This window comes from Paractinoplanes rishiriensis (genome assembly GCF_016862375.1).
Lineage (GTDB): Bacteria > Actinomycetota > Actinomycetes > Mycobacteriales > Micromonosporaceae > Actinoplanes > Actinoplanes rishiriensis.
In genome coordinates this window covers 23505-38733 of the sequence record NZ_BOMV01000090.1, presented here as the reverse complement: position 1 = coordinate 38733, position 15229 = coordinate 23505, and the positions used below count along the sequence as shown (strand labels likewise).

General features: G+C 71.2%; 17 protein-coding genes. 6 read left to right on the top strand and 11 right to left on the bottom strand.

Features of this window, described 5'->3' with window-relative positions:
• The coding region (locus tag Ari01nite_RS41150) for a helix-turn-helix domain-containing protein (RefSeq protein ID WP_203788964.1) at nt 1–416 on the top strand (416 nt) is incomplete at its 5' end.
• A 48-nt stretch (nt 417–464) separates the two neighbouring features.
• Nucleotides 465–1316 (top strand): class I SAM-dependent methyltransferase, encoded by an 852-nt coding sequence (locus Ari01nite_RS41145; protein ID WP_203788962.1) that lies wholly within the window; start codon nt 465–467, stop codon nt 1314–1316.
• Here Ari01nite_RS41145 and Ari01nite_RS41140 read toward each other — a convergent pair whose 3' ends face one another.
• Nucleotides 1317–1811: an SRPBCC family protein gene (locus tag Ari01nite_RS41140; protein WP_275410924.1), complete on the bottom strand. Its 495-nt coding sequence runs from the start codon at nt 1809–1811 to the stop codon at nt 1317–1319.
• Nucleotides 1812–1895: 84 nt separating this feature from the next.
• Complete coding sequence (locus Ari01nite_RS41135) at nt 1896–2339, bottom strand: protein-tyrosine phosphatase family protein (RefSeq protein WP_203788958.1); 444 nt, start codon at nt 2337–2339, stop codon at nt 1896–1898.
• A gap of 165 nt (nt 2340–2504) precedes the next feature.
• Between Ari01nite_RS41135 and argS the strand changes: the two genes are divergently transcribed.
• Together argS and Ari01nite_RS41125 are read left to right on the top strand one after the other, a co-directional pair.
• A complete protein-coding gene (gene argS / locus Ari01nite_RS41130; RefSeq protein WP_203788956.1) occupies nt 2505–4148 on the top strand; it encodes an arginine--tRNA ligase in 1644 nt (547 codons plus the stop codon).
• A gap of 69 nt (nt 4149–4217) precedes the next feature.
• Entirely contained in the window at nt 4218–5999 is a 1782-nt protein-coding gene (locus tag Ari01nite_RS41125; protein WP_203788954.1) for a bifunctional metallophosphatase/5'-nucleotidase, read from the top strand.
• 42 nt (nt 6000–6041) lie between these two features.
• On the opposite strand, the gene Ari01nite_RS41120 is transcribed toward Ari01nite_RS41125, so the two are convergent.
• The 5 genes from Ari01nite_RS41120 to Ari01nite_RS41100 all read right to left on the bottom strand — a co-directional run bounded on the left by Ari01nite_RS41120 (nt 6042) and on the right by Ari01nite_RS41100 (nt 10247).
• Entirely contained in the window at nt 6042–6821 is a 780-nt protein-coding gene (locus Ari01nite_RS41120) for a YihY/virulence factor BrkB family protein (RefSeq protein ID WP_203788952.1), read from the bottom strand.
• Nucleotides 6822–6905: 84 nt separating this feature from the next.
• Nucleotides 6906–7757, bottom strand: a complete 852-nt coding sequence (locus Ari01nite_RS41115) for a MerR family transcriptional regulator (protein ID WP_203788950.1) — start codon at nt 7755–7757, stop codon at nt 6906–6908.
• 36 nt (nt 7758–7793) lie between these two features.
• Complete coding sequence (locus tag Ari01nite_RS41110) at nt 7794–9152, bottom strand: serine/threonine-protein kinase (protein ID WP_203788948.1); 1359 nt, start codon at nt 9150–9152, stop codon at nt 7794–7796.
• Between the two features lie 87 nt (nt 9153–9239).
• Complete coding sequence (locus tag Ari01nite_RS41105) at nt 9240–9815, bottom strand: YdeI/OmpD-associated family protein (protein ID WP_203788946.1); 576 nt, start codon at nt 9813–9815, stop codon at nt 9240–9242.
• 60 nt (nt 9816–9875) lie between these two features.
• Nucleotides 9876–10247, bottom strand: a complete 372-nt coding sequence (locus Ari01nite_RS41100; protein WP_203788944.1) for a hypothetical protein — start codon at nt 10245–10247, stop codon at nt 9876–9878.
• A gap of 316 nt (nt 10248–10563) precedes the next feature.
• Here Ari01nite_RS41100 and Ari01nite_RS41095 point away from each other — a divergent pair, with 316 nt between their 5' ends.
• Nucleotides 10564–10929, top strand: a complete 366-nt coding sequence (locus Ari01nite_RS41095) for an STAS domain-containing protein (RefSeq protein WP_203788942.1) — start codon at nt 10564–10566, stop codon at nt 10927–10929.
• Nucleotides 10930–10939: 10 nt separating this feature from the next.
• Here Ari01nite_RS41095 and surE read toward each other — a convergent pair whose 3' ends face one another.
• The 4 genes from surE to Ari01nite_RS41075 all read right to left on the bottom strand — a co-directional run bounded on the left by surE (nt 10940) and on the right by Ari01nite_RS41075 (nt 14146).
• Nucleotides 10940–11788, bottom strand: a complete 849-nt coding sequence (gene surE, locus Ari01nite_RS41090) for a 5'/3'-nucleotidase SurE (RefSeq protein ID WP_203788940.1) — start codon at nt 11786–11788, stop codon at nt 10940–10942.
• Entirely contained in the window at nt 11785–12717 is a 933-nt protein-coding gene (locus Ari01nite_RS41085; RefSeq protein WP_239163455.1) for a 1-phosphofructokinase family hexose kinase, read from the bottom strand. The genes surE and Ari01nite_RS41085 overlap by 4 nt, the downstream gene beginning before the upstream one ends.
• A gap of 71 nt (nt 12718–12788) precedes the next feature.
• Nucleotides 12789–13097, bottom strand: coding sequence for a hypothetical protein (locus tag Ari01nite_RS41080; RefSeq protein WP_239163454.1), 309 nt, complete (start codon nt 13095–13097; stop codon nt 12789–12791).
• 134 nt (nt 13098–13231) lie between these two features.
• Nucleotides 13232–14146, bottom strand: a complete 915-nt coding sequence (locus Ari01nite_RS41075; protein WP_203788936.1) for a cation diffusion facilitator family transporter — start codon at nt 14144–14146, stop codon at nt 13232–13234.
• Between the two features lie 140 nt (nt 14147–14286).
• On the opposite strand from Ari01nite_RS41075, the gene Ari01nite_RS41070 reads away from it, so the two are divergent.
• Complete coding sequence (locus tag Ari01nite_RS41070) at nt 14287–15225, top strand: SMP-30/gluconolactonase/LRE family protein (protein WP_203788934.1); 939 nt, start codon at nt 14287–14289, stop codon at nt 15223–15225.
• Nucleotides 15226–15229: the final 4 nt, after the last annotated feature.

Below are 15229 nucleotides of genomic sequence, written 5' to 3'. Positions count from 1 at the left end.
GGCGGGCCGCCGCCGCGGCCTGGGCCGAGCGGGGCTGCCTCTATCCCCGGGCCGAGGCGCTCTCCTGCGGCGACGCCGAGGCCGCCGCCGAGGCACTGCGCATCTACGACCGGCTCGGTGCCGTGCGGCCGGCCCGGCGGCTGCGGGCCGAGCTGCGCGAGCGCGGCCTGCCGGTGCCGCGCGGGCCGCGGACAGCCACCGCAGCCGATCCCACCGGGCTGACCGCCCGCCAGCAGGAGGTGCTGGTGCTGCTCGCCGGGGGGCTGAGCAACGCGGACATCGCGGCCCGCCTCACCCTGTCGCCCAAGACCGTCGACCACCACGTCTCGGCCGTGCTCGGCAAGCTCGGGGTGTCGTCGCGGGGCAAGGCCGCCGCCGCGGCTAGGGAACGCGGCCTGCTCGGGCCGGCAACATAGGGAGCATTCCCCATGTGGCCGGCGGCCGGGTTTTCTAACGTCGTTGGCATGACGGAACTGGTACTCGAAGGCATCAAGGCCAAGCAGCAGATCACCTGGGCCAGCGGCGACTACGGCGCCGTGGCCGCACACATTCATCCGATCGCCGAGGAACTCGTCCAGGCCGCCGACCTGTCGGCCGGCTGGCGGGTCCTGGACGTCGCGGCCGGCAGCGGCAACGCGGCGATCGCGGCCGCCCGTTGCGGCTGCCGGGTCACCGCCACCGACTACGTGTCGTCGCTGCTCGACCGGGCCCGGGAGCGGGCCGCCGCGGAGCACTTCACGCTGGACTACGAGATCGCGGACGCGGAGAACCTGCCGTACGCGGACGGCTCGTTCGACGCCGTGGTGTCGGTCGTCGGTGCGATGTTCGCGCCCGACCAGGACCGGGTCGCGGCCGAACTGACCCGGGTCTGCCGGCCGGGCGGCACCATCGCGATGGCGAACTGGACGCCGGAGGGCTTCATCGGGCAGATGTTCCGGACCGTGGGCCGCCGGGTTCCGCCGCCGCCGGGCATCCGCGGGCCGGTCGAGTGGGGCAGCGAGCCGCGGATCCGCGAGCTGTTCGGCGACCGGGTCACCGACCTGCGGGTGGTGCCGCGCACCTTCGTGTTCCGCTTCGAGCGGCCGGAGGCGTTCACCGACTACTTCCGCACCAACTACGGCCCGACGCTCAAGGCGTTCGAGGCTCTCGGCTCCTCCGACGGGGTTGTCCGGGGTTTTCCGCCGCGGGTGGACTCAGCGGGCGGCAAATTGCTTTATGACGACCTGGTGTCGCTGGTGTCCGAGAACAACATCGCCACCGATGGCACCGTCAAGATCCCGTCGGCGTACGTGCAGGTGCTCGCGACCCGGCGCTGATCAGCCGGTCTCCTCGGCGGGGGTGGGCAGCAGGTTCGGCGTGGCGGCGCCGAACCGGCGCGGCTGCACCCCGTCGAGGGCCGCGGTCACCGCGGCGACGCTGTCGGTGGCCAGCTTTTCGAATTCGGCCCGCATGATCGGGGTGGCCAGCTTGGCCAGCCCGTGCATCTCCCACTCGACCCGGTAGGTCACCTCGGTGCCGCCCGGAACGGACCGGACCGTGACCGTGTCGATGCACGTCGCGCCCTCGCTGCGGCCCTGCAGCACGATCCGGCCGGTGCCGGCCTCGAGCAGCGTGTACGTCAACTCGGCGGTCACCCCGAAGAACTTGCGGGCGTGCCGCCACTGCGCGCCGGGAGCGATCGGGCCGCCGCCGATCCGGCTGGTGCGCTCGGCCGACGGGTCCCAGTCCTGGGCGTTCGCGAAGTCCCGCAGGTAGTCCAGCACCGCGGCCGGGGCGGCAGTCACGGCAAACGTACGCTCCACGACGATCATTGGTCCCCCACGGCGTCGGCGTGCTGGTCCAGCGTAATGGCAGCTTCTGATCAGTGCCCGTGTTTCGCCCGTGCGGTCGGCAAGCTATCGACCATCATCGAAGTTTTGCACGAACCTGCGCTGCCATGGCGTCTCGACCGCGCGCCGGTGGTAGTGCTCCCGGACATACCCGACAGCCTCCCGTGAGGGCACCCCGTCCAGCACGGCGAGGCAGGCCAGCGCGGTGCCGGTGCGCCCGCGGCCGCCGCCGCAGGCGATCTCGACCCGCTCATCCTCCGCGCGTTCCCAGGCTTCTCGCAAAACCCGGATGGCGTACGCCCGATCGGCCGGGAGCCGGAAGTCGGGCCAGCGCACCCACCGGCTCTCCCACCCGAACTCGGGCGGCGGCGCCCCGAGCAGGTAGACGCCGAAGGTCGGCGGGTGCCCGGACGGCATCGGGTGGCGCAGCCCGCGCCCGCGCACCAGCCGGCCGGACGGCAGTCCCAGGACGCCCGTCTCGCCGGGTAGCCAAAGGAGGTCGTTGCGCATCCGGCCATCCTGCTACAGTCCAGCCATGTTCACCTTCAGCGAGCGACGCCGGCGTTCCGACGACCGCCGCTGAGTTCTGCTTTTCCACCGGCGGGTCGATCCCGCCGGTGACGCCTCGCAACCGGTCGACCCGCCCTCGTGCGTACACGTCGATGGGGTTGCCCGATGAATCTCGAAGCTCTGCTCGCCGACCGGCTGGCGACCGCTTTCCACGCGGTCGACGGAGTCCCGGTGGACCCGGCCGTGCGGGCCTCCCAGCATGCCGACTTCCAGTCCGGGGCCGCGCTGGCACTGTCCCGTCAGGTGGGCCGGCCGCCGCGGGAGATCGCGCAGGACGCGGTCGCCCGGGCGGATCTGGCCGGACTGGCCACGGCCGCGGTGTCCGGGCCCGGCTTCGTCAACCTGACCGTTGCCGACGAGGTGCTCGCGGCCGGCGTCGAGGCCCTGGACGACCGCCTCGGGGTGCCGCCGGTGGCCAAGCCGGAGCGGGTGGTCATCGACTACTCGGGGCCCAACGTGGCCAAGGAACTCCAGATCGGCCACCTGCGGTCGACGATCATCGGCGACGCGCTGGCCCGGATCTTCGACTTCCTCGGGCACGACGTGGTGCGGGCCAACCACCTCGGCGACTGGGGCACCCAGTTCGGGATGCTGATCGAGCATTTGGTCGAGTCGGGCGGCGACGCGGCGGGTGAGAGCACGCTGGCCGACCTGACCACGTTCTACCGGGCCGCGCGGCAGAAGTTCGACGGCGACGACGACTTCCGGGACCGCGCGCGGCGGCGGGTGGTGGCGTTGCAGAGCGGCGACGAAGCGACGCGGCGGATGTGGCGGCGGCTGGTCGCCCTGTCCGAGCGGGATTTCATGACCACGTACGCCCGGCTCGGCGTGACCCTGTCCGCGGGCGATTTCGTCGGCGAGAGCTCCTATCAGGACGTGCTCGCCGACGTGGTGGCCGAACTGGATGCGAAGGGCCTGCTCACGGTCAGCGACGGCGCGCTGTGTGCGTTCCCGCCGGGCTTCACCGGCCGGGACGGCGAGCCGTTGCCGCTCATCGTGCGCAAGAGCGACGGCGGTTTCGGCTACCCGGCCACCGACCTCGCCGCGGTCCGCCACCGGACCCGGGACCTGGCCGCCGACCGGCTGCTGTACGTGGTGGGCGCCCCGCAGCGGACGCACTTCCGGATGGTGTTCGCGGTCGCCCGGCAGGCCGGCTGGCTGACCGGTGACGACGTCGCCGAGCACATCGAGTTCGGTGCGATCCTCGGCACCGACGGCAAGATGCTGCGCACCCGGGCCGGCGAGAACATCCGGCTGTCCGCGCTGCTCGACGAGGCGGACGCCCGGGCCTCGTCCCCGGCGGTCGGCATCGGCGCGATCAAGTACGCCGACCTGGCCGCCGACCGGCGCTCCGACTACGTCTTCGACTGGGACCGGATGCTGGCCAGCACCGGCAACACCGGCCCGTACCTGCAGTACGCCACCGCCCGGGTCGGGTCGGTGTTCCGGCGTACCGACACGGAATGCGGCCCGGTGCGGCTGACCGAACCGGCCGAACGGCGGCTGGCGCTCGCCCTGCTCGGCTTCGAACCGGCCCTGACCGCCGCGGCCACCCTGCGCGAACCCCACCGGCTCGCGGTCCACCTGCACGATCTCGCGGTCGCGTTCTCCGGCTTCTACGAGACCTGCCCGATCCTGCGGGCCGAGGCGGCCACCCGGGCGAGCCGGCTCACCCTGGCCGACCGGACCGCCCGGACGCTGCGGGTGGGTCTGGCGCTGCTCGGTATCGATCAACCGGAAACGATGTGACCGGCATCGACGGCTACTGTGCTCTGAGTGCACCCACAAGGTGCGCGTAACGAGTCTGAGAGGTTCGTGATGACCCATTCCGCCGGCGTATCGCGGCGTACCGTTATCGCCGCGTCGGCCGCCGCCGCGGCCGCGCCCCTCGCGATCCCGGGCACGGCCGAGGCCGGAGGCCGCCCGGGCGAGAACTACCACCTCACCGTACTGGGCACTTCGGACACCCACGGCAACGTCTACAACTGGGACTACTACAAGGACGCCGAGTACGACGACAGCGCCCACAACGACGTCGGCGTGGCCAAGCTGGCCGCGCTCGTCACCAGGCTGCGGGCCGAGGCGACCGGCGCCACGCTGGTGCTCGACGCCGGTGACACCATCCAGGGCACGCCGCTGGCCACCTACTACGCCAAGCAGGAGCCGATCACCACGACCGGCGAGAAGCACCCGATGGCCCGGGCCATGAACGTGCTGAAGTACGACGCCGTGACGCTGGGCAACCACGAGTTCAACTACGGCCTGCCGCTGCTCAACCTGTGGATCCGGCAACTCGGCTTTCCCGCGCTCGCCGCCAACGCCGTCAACGCGACGACCGGGCGACCGGCCTTCACCCCGTACGTGATCAAGAAGGTCTCCCCGGGTCGCCACGCTCCCACGCTGCGGGTCGGCATCCTGGGCCTGACCAACCCGGGCTCGGCCATCTGGGACCGGGCCAACGTGGAGGGGCGGATCGAGTTCCTCGACATGATCAGCACGGCCGCGAAGTACGTGCCGATCATGCGGGCCCGCGGCGCCGACGTGGTGTTGATCTCGGCGCACGGCGGCGACAGCGGCACCTCGAGCTACGGACCCGAACTGCCGATCGAGAACCCGTCCGCGCTGATCGCCGAGCGGGTGCCGGGCATCGACGCGATCCTGTTCGGGCACGCGCACGCCGACGTGCCGCAGCGGTTCGTGACGAACACCGCGACCGGCGCGCAGGTGCTGCTGTCCGAGCCGTCCCGGTGGGGCCAGAGGCTCACCAGGATGGACTTCGACCTGGTCCGTGAGCGCGGCCGGTGGCGGGTCACCACCAAGGCGGCCACCACCCTGAACACCAACACGGTCGAGGCCGACCCCAGGGTCCTGGCCGTGGTCAAGGCCCAGCACGACAAGACCGTGGCGTACGTGAACCAGGTCGTGGCCCGGTCCACCGAGGTGCTGTCCGCGGCGACCTCGCGCTACCAGGACACCCCGATCCTCGACTACATCAACAAGGTGCAGACCGACACGGTCGCCGCGGCGCTGGCCGGCACCGAGTACGCGAGCCTGCCGGTGCTCTCGATCGCGGCGCCGTTCAGCCGGACCGCGGTCTTCCCGCAGGGCGACGTGCGGATCAAGGACGTGGCCGGGCTCTACATCTACGACAACACGCTCGAGGCGGTCGTGCTCACCGGCGCCGAGGTCAAGGCGTACCTCGAATACTCGGCGAAGTACTTCCGGACGCTGGCGCCGGGCGACCCGGTCGACCCGGCGACGATCAGCGACCCGGCGGTGCCGGACTACAACTACGACACCATGTCCGGCGTCGACTACGACATCGACATCAGCCAGCCGGTCGGATCCCGGATCACCCGGCTCCAGATCGGTGGCGCGGACGTCGACCCGGCCGCGCGGTTCGTGGTCGCGGTCAACAACTACCGGCGCTCGGGCGGCGGCAACTTCCCGGGCATCGTGAAGACCCAGGTCTACAACGCGCAGCAGGAGATCCGCCAGCTGCTGATCGACTGGGCGCAGGCCAAGGGCGCGATCGACCCGGCCGACTTCTTCGTGCCGAACTGGCAGCTGGTCCGGGCCGGCGTGCCGATCGAGTTCTGACGGGTACGCCCGCGGGCCGGAACCGGCCCGCGGGCGTACCGCTCACTTCACCTGGCGCCCGTTGCCCTGATCGTCGGCAACGACCCGCAGACCGGCCTTGCGGCCGCCCTCCAGGGTGACCGTGCAGGTGTACGGCCGGAGGCCGTCGTCGCCGCGCTCGGCCGTCGGCGTGCAGTCTGCCGCGGTCGCCGCCGGTCCGTTGGCCGGCTTGCTCTGCACGATGCTGCTCTCCAGCGCCTTCTCGGCGGCGTCCTCGCGCACGACCAGGTACAGCGGGATCAGGGCGGAGATGGCCATGATCACCCCGAGCACCGTGCTGACGACCATGGTGACACCGAAGGCGATCCAGTACGGCTGCTTGCTGTTTCCGGTCCAGGCCGCCCGCTTGGCGCGGCGATGTGCCGAGATCGCCCCGAACAGGCCGAACAGGAACGTGAAGACGGCAACCGGGATCCAGGACGGCGCCTTCGGCCGGGCGGCGGCGCGCATCAGTTCCGGGTGCAGCACCATCAGGCTGCCGTGCGGCAGCGGCAGCGGCGCCGGACCCGGCATCGCCGCGGCCGGTTGTTGCGAGGGCTGGATCCCGGCCATCGACTCGAACCCGGGCATCGGCTGGAACCCGGGCGGTTGCTGCCCGCCGGGCTGCTGGTGGCCGGCTGGTGCCGGGTAACCCGGCGGAGCCTGATAACCGGGCGGGCCCGGTTGGCCGGGCGCGGTCTCGTAACCGGGCTGCGGTGGCGCTTCGGACGCCGTCGCGGCCCACGGCGGGGACGTCGGGTAGCCGCCGAACTGCGGCGGCTCGTGCGGAACCTGAGTCGTCATCGTGCGGGGCCTTTCGCGGGAAGCGGCCCGGTGGCTCCCACCGTGCCGGCCGCCCCCATCGGCGGAGCCCCGCCCGACCTGAGGTTAGTTTTCGGTTGCTTTGTGCACCGCCACCTGCAACTCGGTGACCCACTTGTCGAACTCGCCGGGCGGACAGTCCAGATACACCTCGCGGGCATATCCGGCTCCGACGGTCTGGTAGCCGTTGTCGTCGATCCAGGTGGCCAGTTTCTGCCCGGTGCGGAACGCCTCGGACATCGAGCCCTCGTGCAGCGCCGTGGCCGCCTGCTCGACCGCCGGCAGGTCGACCACCTCGAACCCGGGGTCGGTCAGGTCGGCCGCCGCGATCGGGAACGCCGCGTGCACCGTGATCGTCTCGTCGCCCGGCCCGGTCGGCGCCGGCCGGTAGTAGGCGATCGGCGACCCGGTGATCGTGACGCCGGCCCGGTCCATCAGCTCCATCAGCCGCGGGTACAGCGGGGTCAGGTTCTCGGTGATCGAGGCCGGGTCGTCGTAGCTGGTCGCGATGCCGGACAGCATCGCGACCCGGACCGACGGCAGGTGCTTGAGAACGACGTCTCCGGTGTCCATGTGCCCTTCGCTTTCGATCATGCGGAGACGCGCGTCGACCTGGGCCAGGCGGGCGTTGTCCCGTTCCACCTGCGCCTCGAGCTCGGCCCGGCGCAGCCGCAGCATGCCGCGCAGCTCACCGGAGTCGACCTTGTCCTCGATCATGGCCTGCACCTGGTGCAGGGTGAAGCCGAGGTCCTTGAGGGCGACCACCCGGTTGAGCAGCCGCAGCTGGGCCGCCGTGTAGTAGCGGTAGCCGCTGTGCGGGTCGACGTGGGCGGGACGGATCAGGCCGATGGCGTCGTAGTGGCGCAGCATCCGCACCGACACCCGGCCCAGGCCGGCGAAGTCTCCGATAGTGAACATGGTCCTCGTACCCTCTGGCCTGACACGGTGTCAGGGTCAAGTGCCGGCGCCGGCCGGTGGGGGGACCGTGGTCGGATCGGTGGTGGGCGGCGTCGTCGGTGGCGTGGTGGGCGGCGTCGTGGGCGGGGTGGTGGGCGGCGTCGTGGGCGGTGTGGTCGGCGGGGTGGTGGTCGTCGGCGTGCTGGTCGGCGACTCCGAGGCGGTCGCCGTCGGGGACGCGGCCGGGCGGGTCGCGTTCGGGCGCAGCGACGGCCGGTTGCTGCTCACGCTCGGCAGCGGCAGCGGCGCGACGCTCTCCTCCACGGTGGCGGTCGCGGACGGCACGTTGATGCCCTGCTTCTCGACGTTCTTCCCCTCCTTCCCGCGCAGGAACAGGGCACCGGCCAGGCCGATTGCCAGCAGCACCACCACGCACACCGCGACCAGCAGCGCGGTCTCGCTGCGCTGCGGTTTGCGGGACGGCGTCGTCGGCGCGAACGGCAGGTCGCGCGGGGCCGGGACGGCGCGGGTCGGCGCCGGCGGGCTGAGCGGGGCGACCAGCGCGGTGCCGGTCATCCGTTTCCAGTCGAGCGGCCCGGCGGCGGCGTACGCGGCCTCGGCGAACGCGGCCGCGGTCTCGAACCGGTCGGTCGGCTGTTTGGCCATCGCCCGGGCGATCAGCTCGCGCACCTCCGGCGGCACGTGCGGCGGCAGCGGCTCGGGCTCGTCCTCGAGGTGGCGCATGGCGACCTGGAGCGCGTTGTCGCCGTCGAACGGCGGCTGGCCGACGATGCAGTGGTAGGCCACGGCGCCCAGCGCGTAGATGTCGGTGGCGGCCGAGACCTTGCCCTTGGCGACCTGCTCGGGGGCCATGTAGAGGGCGGTGCCGACGATCGCGTTCAGCTGGGTGACGCTGGTCACGGCGTTGGACCGGGCCACGCCGAAGTCGACCAGGATCACCGCGCCGGTCGGTTTCACGATCAGGTTGCCCGGCTTCACGTCCCGGTGCACGACGCCGACCTGGTGTGCGGCGTGCAGCGCGTCGGCCGCCTGGGCCACGATCGACATGGTCTCGATCACGCTGATCGGCCCCTGGCGCACCCGGGCGGAGAGCGGCTCGCCCTCCACGTACGCCATCACGAGGTAGGCGACCCGCTCGTCGTCGGTCTGGTCGGCGCCGGCGTAGTCGTAGACCTCGACGACGCCGGGGTGCCGGAAGGACGCCATCATGCGGGCCTCGCCGTAGAAGCGGGCCGCGAACTCCGGGTCGGTCAGCATTGCGGTCTTGAGCACCTTGACCGCGATCACCCGGCCGAGGACAACGTCGGTGCCGCGCCAGACGTCGCCCATGCCACCGGTGGCAATGCGCTCGTCCAACCGATACCGGTTGCCCAGGAGGTGTCCTGCAGACAGCACCGACGGACCTTATCTAGTCAGGTGGCCAAGCCGCGAGGGGCGAGACCGCAAAGCCGAACGTCGCTCAACTGTACAGAGGGGCGTCATCTAGCGGGGGGCGAGCGGAGGCACCCTGCGGCCCGCCGCCGAGTCGCTGATCAGCTGGGACAACCGCCGCTCGCGGGTGTCGGCGCGCTTGGCGCTCACCACCCAGTGCGCGGCCGCGCGGCGGTAGGACGGCGACTGCGCCGAATACCACTCCCAGGCCGCCGGGTTGTTCCGGAAGAGCGTCGTTTGTGCCGGTTCCAGGTCGACGCCGTCCGGCTGTTCGTACGAGTACGCCGCGACGCGTTCGGGCTTGCGCTCCTCGAACGCCCGCCGGCCGGCCGGACGCATCAGGCCGCGCTCGGTCAAGTCAGCGATCTTCGCCACGTTTATGGTGCTCCACACGCTGCCCTTGCGCCGCGGCGTGAAGCGCACCTGATACCGCTGGTCGTCGATGCGGCGGCCGACGCTGTCGATCCAGCCGAAGCAGAGCGCCTGCTCGATCGCCTCGGTGTGCGACACGCCGGTGCGGCCGCTGCCCTTCTTCCAGTACCCCAGAAAGAGCTCGGGCGCCGTCTCGTGGTGCTGCTCGAACCACGTCCGCAGATCGTCCGCGGTGTCGAAGAACTGCGCGTCCATGGGGCCACACTAGGACCGCCGGGCGGCAAAGGGCTCCGCCCGGCGGCTGGCATTGTCCGGCTACTCGCCCGGTGTCACGATCACTGCGGTCTGGGCGAGTTCGCGCTCCTCCTCCTCGGCCTGACGCTCGAGTGCCGCCCGGGCATAGCTCGCCGCGGCCCAGCCGAGCGCCACGCCGACCAGGCCGACGCCGACGATCAGGCCCCACGGGCGGCTCGGCTTGCGGCCGGCCAGTACGTCCAGCGCGGCCGACGCCCGGCTCCACGCCTCGTCCGCCCGCCCGCCGGCCTTGCCGGCCAGTTCCTGGCTCTTCGCCCCGGCCTTGCCGGCCGCGTTGGACGCGTGTTCGCCGGCGGAGGTCACCGCGGACGACAGGTAGTCCCACGCCTGCGCGGCGGTTCGCTCCGCCTTGGTGCTGCTCCGGAAAGACATGTCTGTTACCTCCTGTACACCCGCTACCCAGTCAACCTGCCCATGTGCGCCATGAGGCAAACGTGTCCGCTGTGGACACCATCACGTTTTGGAAACGACTGGACAGGCCCCGGTAGTCTTGACCCGGTTCACACGAGCCACTCAGCTGGTTAACAGGTTCGAGCCCTAGCCTTTCGGCCAGTCGCACCGAGCCTTTTGGGGGTAGTCTCGACTGCCCCCGGCGAAGGACCGTGTGACGCAGCGCACTACGCTGCGTCCCGGTTCGCGCACAGAGGAGCAGACGCCCGGACGTTCCGGGCGGGTGGAGGGAATTGGCGTGACGCTGTCGATAATGACGTCGACGCTTGCCGACGACGTGGTGGAGGTTTCACCGCACGGTGAGATCGACGTCGAGAACGCGTATGAGATCCGGGAGACCGTGGCGACCCAGCTCGCCGAGGCACGTCTCTCCCGCATCGAGCTCAACATGCAGCACGTAACCTTCATCGACTCCGTGGGCATCAGCGCCCTCGTAGCCGCCTTCCAGCTCGCGGCGGTCAGCGAGGTCAAGCTGATCGTCACGCGGCCAAGCCGGTTCGCGCACCGCCAGCTGTGGGTGACCGGGCTGCTCGGCCTCTTCGGCAACCCACAGCCGCACGGTGACGGCGCCGACACCCAGGAGCCAGCCGTCTCCGGAGCCTGATCCTCAAAATTCATATCGCCGGCGAGTGCACCGGCACCGTCTCCAGGTTGAATCGCACGTCTGCCGCCTCCACGGGGGCGCGCAGCGGCGTGACCACGGCGAAGTGCTCGGCCAGCGCGGCCAGGTCGGTCTGCGGCTCGAGCAGCTCGTCGGCGGCCTGGACGGCGGTCCGCACGAATCCCTCGCCGGCCTCGGCGATGCTCATCTGCACCTGACCGAACTGCGCCAGGGCGGCCCGCCGCAACCCGCGGATGCCGTCCAGGTGCAGATCCGGCACGTTCAGGTTGAAGACCGTGCCGGCCGGTGTGTGCAGCAGCGTCGGCAGCAGCCGGGCGGCCAGCTCGGCGGCGCTGCTCCAGTGCCGCTTCTCGTCGTCCTCGCGGTCGATCTGGGCCATGGCGGCGCCGCCGCTGCGGCTCGACGCCGCCCGGGGCGAGAGCACGTCCAGCGAGACGGCCAGGCCGTGCAGACCCGCGTAGGAGCCGGTCAGGGTGGCGCCCACGGTGCCGGAGTGCACCACCGCCGAGCCGGCGTTGGCGCCCCGGTTGATCCCCGACAGGATCACGGTGGGCACGTCGCCGAAGGCTTCCCGCAGGGCCAGGAGCACGATGTACGCCGGGGACGCCGCCACCGCGTACGCCGGAATGTGCTTGGCGCCGGGCAGCTCCCGCTTGTGCAGAATGATCTTGCCGTGCTCCTCGATCGCGGTCATCGCCGCGCTGCTGCCGCTCGACTCGGCGATCGGCGCCGCGACCACGACGTCGTGGCCCTCCCGCGCCGCGGCCCGGGCGAGATACCGGATGCCGGGGGAGTCGATGCCGTCGTCGTTGGTGACCAGAATTCTCGTACCGGTTGTCATCGCGCCTTCTTGATCGGGGTGAGCTTGACCCGCTCGGTGAGCACCTGCACCGCGTCGTAGTGCCCGGTTCCGAGCCCGTGCCGGGTGACGTTCAGTGCGCCAGCGGCCGCCCCGGTGCGGACCGCCTCGCTCATCTCGCCGCCGCGGGCGAGCACCGCGGCCACGCCCGCGGTCATCGAGTCGCCGGCGCCGCGGCCGTCGGTGGGGGTCAGCTTGGGGGTGCCGACCCGATAGATCTCTTCGTTGATCAGGGCGAGCGCGCCCGCGTCGGCGCGCGAGACCAGCGCCGCCTCGGCGCCGTCGTCGTGCAGCTTGAGCAGGGCGTCGGTGAGGGCCCGCTCGGAGTCGTCCTTGGCGAGCCCGTCCGCGATCAGTTCCTCGTGGCTGACCTTGACCACGGTGAGGCCGGCGTCCAGCACCGCCTTGAGGTGGTTGCCGCACAGGTCGGCGATCACCCGGCAGCCGTTGGCCCGCAGGTCGGCGGCCAGCCGCCGGTAGACCTCGGCCTTGATCACGGAGGGGTGCGCGGGCCCGCTGAGCACCGCGATGCCGGCCTTGAGCCCCTCGGCCAGGGCCAGGTTGTAGAGCTCGTCCAGTTCGTGGCGGCTCAGCGGCGCTCCGGGCCGCTCGGCGATCTCGCGCCGGCTGCCGTCCCGGCGGTCGTGCACGTACCAGCCGCTGCCCGTCTCGCGGGGGATCGTCCGCAGGGACACGCCCTTGAAGTCGAGCAGCGGCTTGAGGACCCGTCCGACCTCACCGCCGACCGCGGCGCAGAGGACCACCTCGGCGCCGAGCGAGGTGATCATGCGGGTCTGCCAGATGCCCTGACCGCCCGGATGGACGTGCAGTTCGGGCTCTTCGTGCTGTTGCTCGATCGTCACAGTGAGTTGGGGTGCTGGCGCGAAGACCATGACCCGAGCATCGCTCATATCCGACATTGTCCACTTTTGCGGACGCCTATCAGGGCGAAATCCGCGAAAGTCTCACAGCCGCCGGTGCGTCAGAGCTCCTGCGCCTCGCTGGTGAGTTCGACGACCGCCGCGGTCAGGTCGGGCCGGCTGCGCAGCAGATCCTCGAGCCGCACCCGCCACTTGCCGGACTCGACGTCGCTCGCGTGCCGGTCGCCGCCGGTCTCGACCAGTGCGGTGAGCAGGCGTTGCCGGGTGTCCGCGTACTGGCCGTAGACCTCGCTGCCCAGCCGGTTGAGCACGTGCGCGGCGAACTGCTCCGAGTGCGGGCTGCCGGCCGCGCGAACGAACGCCCGGGCCCCCTCCCACGCGACCTTCGGCTGGTGGATGACCGACTGCATGACTGTATCCCTCCGTGATGACATGGCCACCAAGCGTATGAGGAGGTGCCGAGGGAACGGCGCTGGTCAGAACACTCGGTGACGGGTGTGATCAGCGTGCACCCTGAGCCGTGATGATCGCCATAGCTAAGTGATCACCAACCGGCCGGCGTGCAGCGTCCGCCCGCCCCCACCGGCTCGACCTGGAGAGTGGCGTGCTCGATGTCGAAGTCGTCGTGCAGCGCCTCGCGAGCGACGCTCAGCACGTCGCCCAGTTCCGCGCCGGCGTCCAGGCGCAGGTGGGCCGAGGCCACATCCATACCCGAGGTCAAAGTCCAAACGTGCAGATCATGTACGTCGCAGACGCCCGGCACGGCGGCCAGGCGCTCGCGGACCGCGGTGATGTCGACGTGTTCGGGCGCGGCCTGGACCAGGATCCGCACCGCCGAGCGGCCCAGCGCGAACGTGCGCGGCAGGATCATCAGCGCGACCACGACGGCCACGATCGGGTCGGCCGCCGCCCAGCCGGTGAACGCGATGATCAGCGCCGCCAGGATCACCCCGGCCGAGCCGAGCAGGTCGCCGACCACCTCGAGGTACGCGCCGCGGACGTTGATGCTCTCCTTGGCGCCGCCGCGCAGCAGGGCGAACGCGACCAGGTTGACGATCAGGCCGCCGGTGGCCACCACCAGCATCGGCCCGGCCGGCACCTCGGGTGGCTCGCTGAACCGGAGCACCGCCTGCACCACGACGTAGCCGGCCACCAGGGTGAGCAGGGCGGCGTTGGCCAGCGCGGCCAGCACCTCGAGGCGGTACAGCCCGAAGGTGCGGTGCGAGTCGGTGCCGGCCCGGCCGGCTGCGGTGATCGCGGCCAGCGCCATGCCGATGCCGAGCACGTCGGTGAACATATGGCCGGCGTCGGAGAGCAGGGCCAGCGAGCCGGTCAGGCTGGCGGCGACCGCCTCGACCACCATGAACCCGGCCAGCAGGCCGGCGGCCCACCAGAGGCGGCTGCGGTGTTTGGCCCCGGCCCGCAGAGCCTGCGTGCCGTGGTCGTGCCCGGCTCCCATGCTGTCAACCCTCCGTCGGCGACCCGCGCCGAAGCCAATGTATGCGTACATCGCTATGTATGCAAGCCGAACTGGTTCGGCACTTGTGGGGTATGAACTCATTGACAACCCCAATTGCACCGCCTGGAAAGGATCTCTCCGTGTCCAGACGTACTCTCGCGATTGTCGTATCAAGCGTGCTCGCACTCACGCTCGGCGCGGCGCCCGCGGCCGCACATTCCCCATCCGGGGTACTCGACCAGGTCGCGCTGCCCGCCGGCTTCCAGCCCGAGGGCATCGCCATCGGTGGCAAGCCGTACGCCTACTTCGGGTCCCGGGTCGACGGCGACATCTACCGGGTCGACCTGCGCACCGGTGCCGGCAAGGTGCTCAGCGAGGGCCCCGGCACCCAGTCGCTCGGCCTCAAGATCGACGACCGTGGCCGGCTGTTCGTGGCCGGCGGTGGCGGCGGTGACGCCCGGGTCATCGACCTGCGCAGCGGCGCCGTGCTGAAGTCCTACGTGTTGCAGACCGTGCCCGCGTTCATCAACGACGTCACCCTCACCGGCGGCGCCGCGTGGTACACCGACTCGCGTAACCCGGTGCTGTTCAAGCTCCCGCTCGGCAAGCGCGGCGCGCTACCCGCCGCGGCCGTCCCGATCCCGCTCACCGGCGACCTCGTCTACACCACCGGCAACAACGCCAACGGCATCGCACCCACCCCGGACGGCCGGGCGCTCATCGTCGTGCAGAGCAACACCGGCCAGCTGTTCCGCACCACCTACGACGGCGTCACCACCGAGATCGACCTCGGCCTGACCGAGGCCGGCGAACCCGAGAACGTGCTCAACGGCGACGGCCTGTGGCTGCGCGGCCGCGACCTCTACGTGGTGCAGAACCGCCTCAACACCGTCACCAAGCTCCGCCTGAACCGGGACGGCTCGCAGGCCACCGTGGTCTCCCGCACCACGTCGCCGGCCTTCGACGTGCCGACCACGATCGCCGAGTACGGCAAGCGGTTCTGGCTGCCCAACGCCCGCTTCACCACGCCGGCGGAGCCCACCACGACCTACAACGCGGTGAGCATCCCGATCCCGTAGCGGC

Bases quoted from the DNA above. Each gene is read 5' to 3' on its own strand.
- Ari01nite_RS41100 (WP_203788944.1), bottom strand. From the start codon at position 10,247: ATGTCTTTCCGGAGCAGCACCAAGGCGGAGCGAACCGCCGCGCAGGCG.
- Ari01nite_RS41135 (WP_203788958.1), bottom strand. From the start codon at position 2,339: ATGCGCAACGACCTCCTTTGGCTACCCGGCGAGACGGGCGTCCTGGGA.
- Ari01nite_RS41115 (WP_203788950.1), bottom strand. From the start codon at position 7,757: ATGTTCACTATCGGAGACTTCGCCGGCCTGGGCCGGGTGTCGGTGCGG.
- Ari01nite_RS41075 (WP_203788936.1), bottom strand. From the start codon at position 14,146: ATGGGAGCCGGGCACGACCACGGCACGCAGGCTCTGCGGGCCGGGGCC.
- surE (WP_203788940.1), bottom strand. From the start codon at position 11,788: ATGACAACCGGTACGAGAATTCTGGTCACCAACGACGACGGCATCGAC.
- Ari01nite_RS41080 (WP_239163454.1), bottom strand. From the start codon at position 13,097: ATGCAGTCGGTCATCCACCAGCCGAAGGTCGCGTGGGAGGGGGCCCGG.
- Ari01nite_RS41120 (WP_203788952.1), bottom strand. From the start codon at position 6,821: ATGACGACTCAGGTTCCGCACGAGCCGCCGCAGTTCGGCGGCTACCCG.
- Ari01nite_RS41140 (WP_275410924.1), bottom strand. From the start codon at position 1,811: ATGATCGTCGTGGAGCGTACGTTTGCCGTGACTGCCGCCCCGGCCGCG.
- Ari01nite_RS41125 (WP_203788954.1), top strand. From the start codon at position 4,218: ATGACCCATTCCGCCGGCGTATCGCGGCGTACCGTTATCGCCGCGTCG.
- Ari01nite_RS41145 (WP_203788962.1), top strand. From the start codon at position 465: ATGACGGAACTGGTACTCGAAGGCATCAAGGCCAAGCAGCAGATCACC.
- Ari01nite_RS41105 (WP_203788946.1), bottom strand. From the start codon at position 9,815: ATGGACGCGCAGTTCTTCGACACCGCGGACGATCTGCGGACGTGGTTC.
- argS (WP_203788956.1), top strand. From the start codon at position 2,505: ATGAATCTCGAAGCTCTGCTCGCCGACCGGCTGGCGACCGCTTTCCAC.
- Ari01nite_RS41085 (WP_239163455.1), bottom strand. From the start codon at position 12,717: ATGAGCGATGCTCGGGTCATGGTCTTCGCGCCAGCACCCCAACTCACT.